Source organism: Micromonospora sp. WMMD1076, from assembly GCF_029581475.1.
GTDB lineage: Bacteria > Actinomycetota > Actinomycetes > Mycobacteriales > Micromonosporaceae > Micromonospora > Micromonospora aurantiaca.
In genome coordinates this window covers 361,709-373,395 of the sequence record NZ_CP120862.1, presented here as the reverse complement: position 1 = coordinate 373,395, position 11,687 = coordinate 361,709, and the positions used below count along the sequence as shown (strand labels likewise).

14 protein-coding genes are annotated in these 11,687 nt (G+C 73.5%); 9 read left to right on the top strand and 5 right to left on the bottom strand.

The window, feature by feature from the left end; translation table 11 throughout:
- The first annotated feature begins 68 nt into the window (after nt 1–68).
- Entirely contained in the window at nt 69–920 is an 852-nt protein-coding gene (locus O7622_RS01975; protein WP_282311593.1) for a hypothetical protein, read from the top strand.
- A gap of 2 nt (nt 921–922) precedes the next feature.
- Here O7622_RS01975 and O7622_RS01970 read toward each other — a convergent pair whose 3' ends face one another.
- The 3 genes from O7622_RS01970 to O7622_RS01960 all read right to left on the bottom strand — a co-directional run bounded on the left by O7622_RS01970 (nt 923) and on the right by O7622_RS01960 (nt 3,823).
- Nucleotides 923–3,001, bottom strand: a complete 2,079-nt coding sequence (locus O7622_RS01970; RefSeq protein WP_282311592.1) for a glycogen debranching N-terminal domain-containing protein — start codon at nt 2,999–3,001, stop codon at nt 923–925.
- A complete protein-coding gene (locus O7622_RS01965; RefSeq protein ID WP_282311591.1) occupies nt 2,998–3,387 on the bottom strand; it encodes an SCP2 sterol-binding domain-containing protein in 390 nt (129 codons plus the stop codon). The genes O7622_RS01970 and O7622_RS01965 overlap by 4 nt, the downstream gene beginning before the upstream one ends.
- Nucleotides 3,388–3,460: 73 nt before the next feature.
- A complete protein-coding gene (locus O7622_RS01960) occupies nt 3,461–3,823 on the bottom strand; it encodes a DsrE family protein (RefSeq protein WP_282311590.1) in 363 nt (120 codons plus the stop codon).
- A gap of 23 nt (nt 3,824–3,846) precedes the next feature.
- On the opposite strand from O7622_RS01960, the gene mtfM reads away from it, so the two are divergent.
- Both mtfM and O7622_RS01950 read left to right on the top strand, forming a co-directional pair.
- On the top strand, nt 3,847–3,951 hold the full coding sequence (gene mtfM / locus O7622_RS01955; protein ID WP_013288813.1) for a small membrane protein MtfM: 105 nt from the start codon (nt 3,847–3,849) through the stop codon (nt 3,949–3,951).
- Nucleotides 3,952–4,006: 55 nt separating this feature from the next.
- Complete coding sequence (locus O7622_RS01950) at nt 4,007–4,597, top strand: FABP family protein (protein ID WP_282311589.1); 591 nt, start codon at nt 4,007–4,009, stop codon at nt 4,595–4,597.
- Nucleotides 4,598–4,677: 80 nt separating this feature from the next.
- Here the strand turns inward: O7622_RS01950 and O7622_RS01945 are convergent, their stop codons facing one another.
- Entirely contained in the window at nt 4,678–5,550 is an 873-nt protein-coding gene (locus O7622_RS01945; protein ID WP_282311588.1) for an aminotransferase class IV, read from the bottom strand.
- Between the two features lie 92 nt (nt 5,551–5,642).
- On the opposite strand from O7622_RS01945, the gene O7622_RS01940 reads away from it, so the two are divergent.
- The 4 genes from O7622_RS01940 to O7622_RS01925 all read left to right on the top strand — a co-directional run bounded on the left by O7622_RS01940 (nt 5,643) and on the right by O7622_RS01925 (nt 9,165).
- Nucleotides 5,643–6,050 (top strand): Fur family transcriptional regulator, encoded by a 408-nt coding sequence (locus O7622_RS01940; protein ID WP_282314005.1) that lies wholly within the window; start codon nt 5,643–5,645, stop codon nt 6,048–6,050.
- Nucleotides 6,047–7,156, top strand: a complete 1,110-nt coding sequence (locus tag O7622_RS01935; protein WP_282311587.1) for a folate-binding protein — start codon at nt 6,047–6,049, stop codon at nt 7,154–7,156. The genes O7622_RS01940 and O7622_RS01935 overlap by 4 nt, the downstream gene beginning before the upstream one ends.
- 112 nt (nt 7,157–7,268) lie before the next feature.
- Nucleotides 7,269–8,111 carry a 3-keto-5-aminohexanoate cleavage protein gene (locus O7622_RS01930; RefSeq protein ID WP_282311586.1) on the top strand — a complete coding sequence of 281 codons (843 nt, stop codon included), beginning with the start codon at nt 7,269–7,271 and terminating at the stop codon, nt 8,109–8,111.
- Between the two features lie 94 nt (nt 8,112–8,205).
- A complete protein-coding gene (locus tag O7622_RS01925; RefSeq protein ID WP_282311585.1) occupies nt 8,206–9,165 on the top strand; it encodes an asparaginase in 960 nt (319 codons plus the stop codon).
- A 99-nt stretch (nt 9,166–9,264) separates the two neighbouring features.
- Here the strand turns inward: O7622_RS01925 and O7622_RS01920 are convergent, their stop codons facing one another.
- Nucleotides 9,265–10,062: an alpha/beta hydrolase gene (locus O7622_RS01920; protein WP_282311584.1), complete on the bottom strand. Its 798-nt coding sequence runs from the start codon at nt 10,060–10,062 to the stop codon at nt 9,265–9,267.
- Between the two features lie 113 nt (nt 10,063–10,175).
- On the opposite strand from O7622_RS01920, the gene O7622_RS01915 reads away from it, so the two are divergent.
- Both O7622_RS01915 and O7622_RS01910 read left to right on the top strand, forming a co-directional pair.
- A complete protein-coding gene (locus O7622_RS01915; protein ID WP_282311583.1) occupies nt 10,176–10,811 on the top strand; it encodes a helix-turn-helix transcriptional regulator in 636 nt (211 codons plus the stop codon).
- The gene (locus O7622_RS01910) at nt 10,808–11,617 is read left to right on the top strand and encodes a hypothetical protein (RefSeq protein ID WP_282311582.1); all 810 of its coding nucleotides are present in this window, start codon (nt 10,808–10,810) and stop codon (nt 11,615–11,617) included. The genes O7622_RS01915 and O7622_RS01910 overlap by 4 nt, the downstream gene beginning before the upstream one ends.
- Nucleotides 11,618–11,687: the final 70 nt, after the last annotated feature.

The following is an 11,687-nucleotide window of genomic DNA, read 5'->3' as shown; positions in this document are numbered from 1 at the left end:
ACGAGCCGTTCCGGGCACGTGTCCGAGGCGCGGCCGGGCGGCTCGCCGGTCCGTGACACCATGGCCGGGTGACTGCCGTCGAGACGGGCTACGCCCCGCCCACCCCGCCCGGCCGGCCCGGCCCCGGTGGCCGACGCCGGCTGCGCCGGCTGACGGTCGCCACCGTGGCGTGGGCCGTGCTGCTCGCGGGTCTGACCTGGTGGTCGGTGCGCACGGACGCGCCGACGGTGAAGGAGCAGCGGTCGCTGGACCGGGCCGGCCCGGTGGTGGACCGGGCGATCGGTGAGCTGACCGCCGCGGTCGGCGCCGGGGGCGTACCGGCGCTCCTGCCGGACCGGCTGGAGCGCGGCTGCCGGATCACGCCGATGGACGACGGCGCGACGCTGGAGCGCGGCGTCGAGGTGGCGATCGGCGGCGGCGACGTACGCGAGGTGCTGCGCGGCATCGCCGACCGGCTGCCGTCGGGCTGGCGGGCGGGCGTGTCGACGCTCGACGGCGAACCGCTGCTGCGCGCCGACGCGGGCGAGTTCGTCACGGTCGAGGGCCGGGCCGGTGGCCCGGGCCGGGTGCTGCTCACCGCCGGCACCGGCTGCCGTCCGACGGGTTCCGGCTACCGCGCCCCGTCCGCCGACGCCGCCGCCGAGTCGGCCGTGCTGGCGTCGGCGCTGGGCCGGTGGGGCGGCGCGACCGGGCCGGTCCAGGCGCTCGCCGCGCCCTGCCCGGGCGGCGGGACCGCCCGCACGGCCCGGTCCGAGGCGGCCGTGCCGGCTGATCAGTCGCTGGCCACCGCGTTCGGCGGCGGCGCCGCGCCGGTGGTGGACTCGGCCGATGCGTACGCGCGCCCGGGTGACCCGGCGGTGCTGGCGCAGCGGGCCGGGGAGCGGGTCCGGGTCGCGGTGACCACGCCCTGTCCCGCCTGAGGTCAGCCGCCGGGCAGGGGGAGCGCCGGCGGCGAGGGCTGTTCCTCGTGCGCTTCCCGGCTGCGGCCCAGCGCGTCCACCCGGCCCCAGCGGCCCGGGATGTCGAGCAGTTCCACCCGGCCCATCCCGGGCGGTACGGCCGGGTCGATGATCAGGTGATCACCCTGCGGTTCCAGTCCCAGGATCACCCGTAGCAGCAGCAGCGGCGCGCCGGCGGACCACGCCTGCGGGCTGCACGCGGTGGGGTACTCCACCGGGTAGTCGGTGAGGCAGCGCTCGTAGCCGGCGAACACCTCGGGCAGCCGCCCGTCGAAGTAGTGCGACGCGCTGAGCAGGGCGTCGCAGATCCGGCCGGCCTCCTGGCGGAAGCCGTACCGCCACAGGCCCCAGGCGATGATCGAGTTGTCGAACGGCCACACCGTGCCCACGTGGTAGCCGACCGGGTTGTACCGGCCCTGGTCGTCGGCGAGCGTCCGCACACCCCACCCGGAGAACAGGCGCGGGCCGAGCAGATGGGCGGCGACGGCGGGGGCGCGGGACTCGTCGACGATGCCGCTCCACAGCAGGTGACCGATGTTGGAGGTGAGCGCGTCCACCTGGCGGCCGCGCGGGTCGAGCGCCAGCGCGTAGTACTCGCGGTCCGCGATCCAGAAGTCGCGGTTGAACCGTTCCTTCAGCGCCGCCGCCTCGTGTTCCAGCCGGCCGGCGTACGTCGGGTCGTTCCAGTAGGTGCGAGCCAGGCGGGCGCCGCGCAGCTTCGCGTCGTACGCGTACCCCTGGAGTTCGCACGTGGCCCGGGGGAACTCGGGCATCCGCCCGTCGGCGTAGGAGATGGCGTCCGGCGAGTCCTTCCAGCACTGGTTCGGCAGCCCGGTCTCCGGGTTCCGCGACATGTACCAGACGTAACCGGTGCCGAGCAGGTCGCCGTACGTGTCCAGCCAGGTCAGCGCCGCCCGCGTCTCGTTCTCCAGCTTGCGCACCAGGTCGGCGTCGCCGGTCCACCGCTCGTACTCGTCGAGCAGGATCACGAACAGCGCCGTGGTGTCGGCGGCGCCGTAGTACGGCGAGTGCGGCTGCTCCTCGAAGCCGGCGGTCTCGCCGTAACGCAGCTCGTGCAGGATCTTGCCGGGCTCCTCGTCCCGGAAGTCGTCGACCCGGCTGCCCTGGAGGCCGGCGAGCATGACGATCGTGGGTTTTACCAGCTCGGGCAGAAACGGCAGCACCTGGAGCGAGGTGAAGATGCTGTCCCGGCCGAACAGCGTCATGAACCAGGGCAGGCCGGCGGCGAGCAGCCGGACGCCGAGCGTGATCGACTCGTACCGGAGCGCGGCCAGGTCGTTGAGGCTGCGCCGGTACGCCCCGGCCAGCGGCTCGCAGTCACAGCCGAGCTTCGGCGCCCGGCTGATCAGGGCGCTCTGTTCCGCCTCGATGTCGGCCGCCGTCCGCTGGCCGCCCAACGGCAGGATGGCCCGGATGTCCTCGCCCCGGGCGCCGTAGATGACGGTGTCGACGTGCAGCCGGGTGGTCCACTCGCCGTGCGGGCCGACCCGGATCCGGAACGTCATCCCGCTCTCGTCGACCTCGGCCGGCGCGCTGCTGGTCACCATCGTCTCGCGGTGGAACGCCTGCCTGCGGTAGGTCAGCCGCAGCGCGTTCATCTCCACGGTGGGCGTGGTGGTGCCCTGCTTGTCCCGCTTGTGCTTGATCTCGAATAGGTCGGCGAAGTCGGAGCCGATCTCCAGCCGGAGCCGGAACTCCTTCTCCTGCTCGGAGTGGTTGAGCAGGGTCAGTTCCTCGTCCAGGCTGCCGCCGATCGCGCGGCTGCGGATCACCGAGACCTTCGCGTCCAGGTAGTGCGTCGGCTCGCCGGGGACCAGGAAGAACCGCGTCTTGTACGACAGCGAGTCGTCGATGGAGAGCGCGTGCAGGGGTTCCCCGTCGAGAGTGAGCATCCAGGTGGACAGGAACCGGGTGTCGAAGCAGAACAGCCCGGTGGGGAAGTCGTACGACGGCTGGATGTTGCCGCGATCGTCGCTGACCAGGAACGTGTTGCCGTCGAGGATGCTGACCCGGTCCTTCACGCCAGCCGCCGGACGTGGTCGCGGGCGGCGTCCCGCGGATCCCGTACGTCGGGCCGGGTCGGCAGGAACCGGCGGAACGCCAGGAACAGCACGACGTGCCCGCTGAACGTGGCCTCGTTGCGCAGCACCGCGGCCATGCCGGCCTCCCGGCCGGTGACCAGCTTCTCGAACAGCTCGGTGGAGAGGGTGAGCACGCCGTCGGCCTGCCCCTGCTCCTCCCGGCTCACCTGGGCCGATCCGGGTGCCAGTCGCACGTACCAGTGCTCGGTCCGGTTGCCGTCGGCCAGGTCGATCTGGAGCGTGCCGCCGATCGGGCTGTTCAGCACCGATACGGCGCGCGCCGGTAGCGACGCGAAGAACTGTTGGATCGCCTCACTCACGTCCACATGGTAGGCGTAATCCGGACATGTCGGGTCAGGATCGGCTCACCGGTCAGAGTGGACGACCTGGGCGGGTCGCTCAGTAGACGAGCGCCTGTGCGCCCTCCGCCATCGCCTCCTCGACGAACACCGCGGCGCCCGCGATGCGTACGCCGGGGATGACGTCGCCCGGTCCGATGTCCCGCCGGGCCGCGCACTGGGTGCAGGCGGTCACCCGGCCCGTGGCCAGGACCACGTGCAGCAGTTCGCCGAGCGGCGCGGAGTGCGGCAGCTCGAACGTCTCCGCCCGCCCGGGCAGTGCGAACCAGGTGGATTCGCCGGTGAGCCAGAGCGACACGTCCACCCCGGCCGCGGCTGCGGTGGAGGCGACTGTGAACGCCTGGGCGCAGCGTTCCGGTGAGTCCGCGCCGGCGGTGGCCTTGACGACGAGAGTGCGCGCCATGACGCCAGCATAGGATGGTCCGGATGGTTACCGAGATCGGGTTCGTCAGCCTGCTGGTCGCCGGCCTGGGCGCGCTCGCCGGTGGCCTGGTCTATGTCGCAGTGCGAATCGCTAGAGGTAAATGGTGAGCGCGAGGAGTGTGCCGGTCTTGCGAGCCCCGCAGTCGCGAACGAAGGTGGCGCTGTGAACAGTGAGAATCCGCTCCAGCCGCCGTGGTTGAACGCGCCGCCGGTCGACCCGTACCCGTACGAGGAGAGCCACGACCTGCGCGTCGGCCCGAAGCTGCACCCGAGCCTGGACGGCCTGCTGCCGTACATCGGGGTGTGGCGTGGCCGGGGCCGGGGTGGGTTCCCGACGATCGAGGACTTCGACTACGCGCAGGAGATCCGGATCAGCCACGACGGCCGGCCGTTCCTGTTCTACGAGTCGCGGGCGTGGATCCTGGACGAGCAGAGCCGCCCGGTCCGCCCCGCCGGCCGTGAGGTGGGCTGGTGGCGTCCGGTGCTCGACGGTGAGCGGGTGACCGACGAGCTGGAGGCGCTGATGACCACGCCGACCGGCGTGATGGAGCTGCATGTCGGCAAGCGCAAGGGCACCCAGATCGAGTTCGCCACCGACGCGGTCGTGCGTACCGCCACGGCGAAGGAGGTCACCGCCGGTGCCCGGCTGTTCGGCATCGTCGAGGGCGCCCTGCTCTACGCGCAGGAGATGGCCGCCGTGGGTCACCCGCTGAGCCCGCACCTCTCCGCCCGCCTGATCCGGGTGGCCGGCTGACGCTCTTGTCTCGCCGCTGTCCCCGGCGATCATGAAGTTGGCGGCGGCAAATCGGGCACCCGACGCCGCCAACTTCATGATCAACTGGGTGAGGGTGAGGGGTCGGGTGGGCGGGGGAAATTCAGGAGGGCCTGCAGGCGGGGGGTCAGGGGGGAACTCGGGCGGGGGGTTCCGTTCAAGGTGGTGACCTCGGCCGGGCCGCGGAGGGAACTGGTCAGCCAGATGGCCTCGGCCCCGTGCAGGTCGGGCACGGTGGGCAGGTGCTCGCCTGCGGTCAGGCCCAGCTCTCCGGCGCGGCTCAGCAGGTGGTGGGCGGTCACGCCGGGCAGGATCCCGGTCGGTGCCGCCGGCACCGTGAGGAGACGGCCGCCACTCAGCCACACCACGTTCGCGGTCGGTCCCTCCAGCACGTAGCCGTCGGTCGAGACCCAGAGCACGTCGTCCACGCCCGTCCGCTGCGCCCACCGCCGGGCGGCGGTGCTGAGCGCGTACGAGGTGGACTTCACGCCGCTCGGCAGCCACCCCAGTTCCGGGCGGGACCGGGCGGCCACCCCGAGCGGCAGCGTGGCCGCCGTCACCCCGTCCCGCCGGGCCAGGCGGGCGGGCGCGGGCACCTCGCCGAGCGTCGCGTACACCGTGGGTGTCCCACCGCCCTCCGGTCCCCGCGTGCAGACCAGCCGCAACGCGCCCTCGGTCCGGGCGGGCCAGCCGGCGCACACCGCGTCCAGCAGCTCGACGAGCGCGGCATCAGGGGGCAGCGGCAGGTCGATCGCCGCCGCGCCGGCCCGCAGCCGGGCCAGGTGGGCGTCGCGCAGCCAGGGGTGGCCGTCGCGCAGGTGCAGCGTCTCGAACAGGCCGTCGCCGTGCAGGACGCCCCGGTCGTCGCCGCGCAGCACCGGCTCACCCGCCGGTACGAGCCCCCGGCCGAGCACCGCCACCCGTGTCGTACCCACTGGCGCAGCGTAGTGGCGTACCCCCGGCGGTGGACCGGCCGGCGCGGCGGCCGAACTATGATCGAAGGGTGTCCGAATCCTCCCTCGCGGAAATGCTCCGCTCGCGCGGGCTGCGGCTGACGGCGCAGCGTCAGCTGGTGCTCCAGGCCGTCCTGGATCTGGGGCACGCCACCCCGGAGCAGGTGCACACAGCGGTCCGCGAGGTCGCGGCCGGAGTCAACATCACCACCATCTACCGCACGCTGGAGCTGCTGGAACGGCTCGGCCTGGTGACGCACACGCACCTGTCGCACGGCTCGCCGACCTATCACGCGGCGGGTGAGCACCAGCACGTGCACCTGGTGTGCCGGGAGTGCGGGGCGATCGACGAGATCCCCCCGGAGATGCTCCGCCCGCTCGCCGACCAACTGGACGAGCAGCGCGGGTTCACTGTCGACATCGGGCATGTCGCGCTCTTCGGGGTCTGCGGCCGCTGCGCACAGAACGGGGAACGCACATGATCGACATCGCGGGCGCGGTGACCACCGACGCCATCGACGACCAGACCCGGGACCAGCCGGAACCGGCCCACCGGGCGGCGGGCGTCGGCCCGGTGGCCGCCCACTACGGCGACCCGATGCGCGAGCAGCGGCTCCTGGCCACCGGCGTGGGCCTGGTCGACCGCTCGCACCGGGGCGTGGTCGCGGTGCCCGGTGAGGAGCGGATCGGCTGGCTGCACACGCTCACCAGCCAGCACCTGGCCGCGCTGGCGCCGTGGCAGGGCACCGAGCTGCTGGTGCTCTCCCCGCACGGGCACGTCGAGCAGCACGCGATGGTCGCCGACGACGGCGAGACCACCTGGCTCGACACCGAGCCGGGGATGACCGAGGGCCTGTTGTCATACCTGGAGAAGATGCGGTTCTTCAGCAAGGTCGACCCGCGCGACACGACCGCCGGCCACGCGCTGCTGTCGCTCGTCGGGCCGGAGGCGCCCGGCGCGCTCGACACGCTCGGCGTCACCGGGCTGGCCGCTCCCGACGTGGCAGCGGTGCCGGGTCCGAAGTTCCGTTCCGGCGAGCTGCCCGCGCGGCCGTCAGCGGTGTACGACGTCAAGCCGCTCCCGGTCGGCGGCTGGGCCCGGCGGGTGGCGCTCGGCGTCGACCTGCTCGTGCCCCGGGCGGCCATGGACGAGGTGGTGGCGGAACTGCGCGGCGCCGGGGTGCCGGTGGCCGGGCTGTGGGCGTACGAGGCGATCCGGGTGGCCGCCAAGCGGGCCCGGGCCGGCGTGGACACCGACCACCGGACGATCCCGGCCGAGGTGGACCTGATCGCCCCGGCCGTGCACCTGGACAAGGGCTGCTACCGGGGGCAGGAGACGGTGGCCCGGGTGCACAACCTGGGCAAGCCGCCCCGCCGGCTCGTCCTGCTGCACCTCGACGGCGTGGCGAGCGACCAGCCGCCCGTCGCCGGTACGCCGGTGACGCTCGACGGCCGGACCGTCGGCTTCGTGGGCACCGCCGTGCAGCACTACGAGCTGGGTCAGGTGGCGCTGGCAGTGCTGAAGCGCAACACGCCCGACGACGCCCGACTGCTGGTGGGCGAGAGCGCCGCCGCCATCGATGTGTAAGGAAGGGCACCCTGTTAACGCCTCCGGTAGAGGAAGGACCCCTTCTTAACGCCGCCTGCACCGGAAATCCTCCGGTCGACCCGGCGTCGGGCACCGGTCTAGGATCCGGGGCATGACGACAGGGACGTTGATCACGGTTGCCCCCACCGGCGCGGAGTCGGCGAAGGCGGAGGTGCCGGCGCTGCCGGTGACGCTCGACGAGCTGCTGCTGACCGCCAAGGAGTGCGAGGCGCTCGGCGCCGCCGTGATCCACGTCCACATCCGCGACGACGACGCGCGGCCCACGCTCGACCAGGGGCGGCTGCGCGACACGGTGGCCGCGCTGCGGGAGAGCACCGACCTGATCGTGCAGCTCTCCTCGGGCGGCGCGGTGACCGACCCCGAGTCGGCCCGGCTGGCGGTGCTCGACGCCGCGCCGGACATGGCCTCCTGCACCATGGGCACCGTCAACTTCGGCGACGACGTGTTCCTCAACCGGTGGGAGTTCATCGTCGACCTGCACACCCGCATGCAGGAGCGGGGCGTCGTCCCCGAGTACGAGATCTTCGACCTGGGCCACCTCACCGCATTGCAGCGGCTGCTCGGCAAGTACGGCCTGCCGCACGGCGGGCACGTGCACGTCGACTTCGTGATGGGTGTGCCGGGCGGCATGCCTGGCACCACTGCGACCCTTGTCGCGGCCCAGCAGATGCTGCGCGACCTGCCCGAGGGCACCACGTTCTCGGCCACCGGCATCGGGCGCAGCACCATCCCGGTGATGCTGGCCTCGCTGTCGGCCGGTGGTCACCTGCGGGTCGGCATGGAGGACACGGTCACGTACGCCAAGGGGCGTCCGGTGGAGTCCAACATGCAGCTCGTCGCGCGGGCGGTCGGCTTCGCCCAGCTCGCCCAGCGGCCTCCGCTGACCACCGCCGAGGCCCGTACGCTGCTCGGCCTCCCGGCTACCGTCCGGTAAGCGGCGCACCCCGCTCCGGCCCCGTACCGCCTCGGCCGACGTCGCAGGTCACCCCACCGCCGACCGGGTCCGTCCCCTCGGTACCGTCCATACCGTGGGAAAAGCGTACGAGGGCGGTGTGCCGCTCGCCGAGGTGGTCCGGTCCGGCTTCGTGGAGGGCGTCCACCGGGGTTCCGTGGTGGTGCTCGACGCCACCGGTGAGCCGGTCGCCGGGGCCGGTGACGTCACCTCGCCGATCTTCCCCCGCTCGTCGAGCAAGCCGATGCAGGCGATCGGGATGCTCCGGGCCGGCCTGCCGCTCACCGACCCGGCCGACATGGCGCTCGTCGCGGCCAGCCACGCGGGCGAGGAGTTCCACGTCGAGCGGGTGACAGCGCTGCTGCGCGACGCCGGCCTGTCCGAGGAGGCGTTGCACTGCCCGCCGGACCTCCCGTTCGGCGAGGCGGCCCGGGAAACGGTGCTGCGGACCGGCGGCGGCCCGGCCCGGGTGCTGATGAACTGCTCCGGCAAGCACGCCGGCATGGTGCGCACCTGCCTGGCCGCAGGCTGGCCGCTGGACGGCTACTGGCGGCCCGAGCACCCGCTCCAGCAGTGCCTGACCGCCACGATCGAGGAGTTCGCCGGGGAGCGGGCGGCGGCGGTCGGGGTGGACGGCTGCGGCGCGCCGGTGCTCGCCGTCTCGCTGACCGGGCTGGCCCGGGCGTTCCTGCGACTGGTCGCGGCCGAGCCGGGCACCGTCGAGCGGACGGTGGCGGACGCGATGCGGGCGTACCCGGAGCTTGTCGGCGGCACCCAGGCGGAGGACACGCGGCTGATGCGCGGCGTACCGGGTCTGCTCGCCAAGATCGGCGCGGAGGGTGTGATCGCGGCGGCGATCCCGGAGGTCGGCGCCGTGGCCGTGAAGATCGACGACGGCGCCGCGAGGGCCCGCACGCCCGTCCTGGTGTCCGCCCTGGCTCGCCTGGGCGTGCGCGCCCCCATCCTCACCGAGTACGCCGAACCACCCCTGCTGGGCGGCGGCCTCCCGGTAGGAGCCATCCGCCCCACCTGGTAACCCCGCCCCCGCCCTCTACCCCCGGCGAAACGCGCGTTCCAGGCGTGCCGAGGGCCGCAAGTGCAAGATCAACGCGGCAGAGGGAGAGGGGCGGAGCGGTCAGGGGAGGAAGGGCAGGAGGGCGGCGTTGGTCTCGGTGGGGCGCTCCAGGGGGAGCAGGTGGGCCGCGTCGGGGACGTCTCGCATGCGTACGCCCTGGGGGGCCTCGTCGGCCATGCGGTCGGCCAGGCGGCGGAGGTCGGCCAGGTCGTCCGCGCCGGTGCCGACCAGCACCGGTACGCGCAGCTCGCCGAGCCGGTCGACGGCCGGCGGGTCCAGCTCGCCCACCTCGATCGCGCTCAGCGCCTGCTCGGCGGCGAGCGCCCGGCGGTCCATCTCCTCGGCGAACCGGATCAGCTCCGGGTCGACGTCCTCCGGGCGGCGGGTCGGGCCGACCACCCAGAACCGCACCTCGCCGGCGGCGGTGGCGGCGATGTCCTCCGGGTCCACGTCGCCGACCAGTTCCTCCCAGAGCTGCTCGGTCTCCTCGGACCACTCGTTGCCGGAGACCGGGGCGCCGAAGAGCGCGAGCGCCGAGACCCGCTCCGGATGGGCGAGCGCGGTGTCCACCGCGACCCGGCCGCCGAACGAGCAGCCGACGAGCGCGGCCCGCTCGACGCCCAGCGCGTCGAGCAGCCCGACCACGTCGTCGTGGTGGGCGAACGGGGTGGGCGGCAGCTCCGACTCGCCGTAGCCGCGCAGGTCCAGTGCGATCACCCGATGCTGCTGCGCGAGCGCCGGGACCTGCCCGCGCCACATCCGCCGGTCGGCGATGCCGGCGTGCAGCAGCACCACGGCGGTTCCGGTGCCGCTCTCGTCGTACGCGAGCCGGGCACCGTTGATATCGATCTTGGTCACGGGGGAGGACGGTACGGACCGGACATGGCCTCCGCAACCCACCTTGGGTGACCCTGCTAACTCTGGCTAGCGTTTTGCTTGCAGGAGTTAGCGGCCCGGGCTAGCGTTGAGTCATGGCCACCAGCAAGGACCTTCCCGATGTCGGCGGGTTCATTCGCGACCTGCGGCGTAACGCGAAGATCTCACTGCGCCAGCTCGCCGAGCAGGCGGGCGTCAGCAATCCCTACCTGAGCCAGATCGAGCGCGGGCTGCGCAAGCCGAGTGCCGAGGTGCTCCAGCAGCTCGCCAGCGCACTTCGGGTCTCCACCCCGGCGATGTACCTGCGTGCCGGGCTGCTGGACGACAAGGAGGGCCAGGGCGTGCTCGCGGCGATCGCCGTCGACCCCGAGCTGACCATGGCCCAAAAGCAGTCGCTCACCCAGATCTACGAGACGTTCCGGCGCGAGAACGCCCGCCTGGCCGAGGCGACCGAGGCGGCCACGACGGCGGAGACGGCCGCCACGGCCGCCACGGCCGAGAAGACCGCCGCGACCGAGCCGGCCTCCGCGCCGGAGGCCCCGGCGACGGTGGCGGCGGCCGCGACCGGTCCGGTCACGCCGGAGGGCACGCCGACCGAGGCGGTCCTCGAATCGGTAGCCGTCACCGAAGCGGGCGCCGCGCCCGCCCCGACCACCGCCGCCCCGCAGGACACGACCGCCCGCCGGGCGGCCCGGAAGGCCGCCGGTGCGGCCGAGGAGGAGCAGTCATGACCACCCAGCCGAAGACCAACCGCATCCCCGCACCCCTCTACGCCGCCGCCGGCGCCGGTGAGCTGGCCCTGGAGCAGCTGCGCAAGCTGCCGACAGTGGTCAGCGGCCTCGGCGCCCGGGTCGTGACCGACCTCGGCGGCAAGGCCGTCGTCACCGGCTTCGAGCTGCGCCAGAAGGCCACCGAGACGCTGAAGACCGCCAACCAGACCGCGACCGGGCTGCGCGAGCGGGCCGTCGCCACCGACCTCGACCAGCTCCGCGAGGCCGCCAACCTGGAGAAGCTGCGCGAGGCGGCGAACCTCGAGAAGCTGCGCGAGGCCGCCAACCTGGAGAAGCTCCGCGAGGCCGCCACCCGCAACGCCGCCGTCGTGGTGGCCGGGGCGCACGCCGCGCAGGAGCGCGCGCTGGCCGCGTACGCCGAGCTGGTCGCCCGCGGTGAGCGCGTCGTCGGCGCCGGGGTGCTGGAGGCCGCGGACACGGTGAACGCCGACATCGAGGCCACCGAGGCCACCGGCACCGAGGTCGCCACGAAGACCGAGGTCGCGACGAAGACCGAGGCCGCCCCGAAGAAGACCGAGGTGGCCCCGAAGCCGGAGACCGCGCCGAAGGCCGCCGCGACGACCGAGGTGCCCACGCCGGCTGAGGTGGCCGAGGCGGTGGCCGCCAAGCCGGCCGCGGTGAAGCGCACCCGCGCCACCAAGGCGACCGCGACCAAGGCCGCCACGAAGACGCCCGCCGCCAAGCCGGCCACCCCGTCGGCGAAGCTGCCGAAGGCCACGAAGCGGACCCGCCCGGCCGCCGAGTGACCCGAAGCTCCACCGAGACCCCGGACAACGTCCTGTCGGACGTTTCCGGGGTCTCGGCATAAGCTTGCCC

Excerpts from the sequence above, each read along its gene's own strand:
- O7622_RS01910 (WP_282311582.1), top strand. The coding sequence starts at position 10,808 with ATGACCACCCAGCCGAAGACCAACCGCATCCCCGCACCCCTCTACGCC.
- mtfM (WP_013288813.1), top strand. The coding sequence starts at position 3,847 with ATGGTTACCGAGATCGGGTTCGTCAGCCTGCTGGTCGCCGGCCTGGGC.
- O7622_RS01915 (WP_282311583.1), top strand. The coding sequence starts at position 10,176 with ATGGCCACCAGCAAGGACCTTCCCGATGTCGGCGGGTTCATTCGCGAC.
- O7622_RS01940 (WP_282314005.1), top strand. The coding sequence starts at position 5,643 with ATGCTCCGCTCGCGCGGGCTGCGGCTGACGGCGCAGCGTCAGCTGGTG.
- O7622_RS01930 (WP_282311586.1), top strand. The coding sequence starts at position 7,269 with ATGACGACAGGGACGTTGATCACGGTTGCCCCCACCGGCGCGGAGTCG.
- O7622_RS01935 (WP_282311587.1), top strand. The coding sequence starts at position 6,047 with ATGATCGACATCGCGGGCGCGGTGACCACCGACGCCATCGACGACCAG.
- O7622_RS01960 (WP_282311590.1), bottom strand. The coding sequence starts at position 3,823 with ATGGCGCGCACTCTCGTCGTCAAGGCCACCGCCGGCGCGGACTCACCG.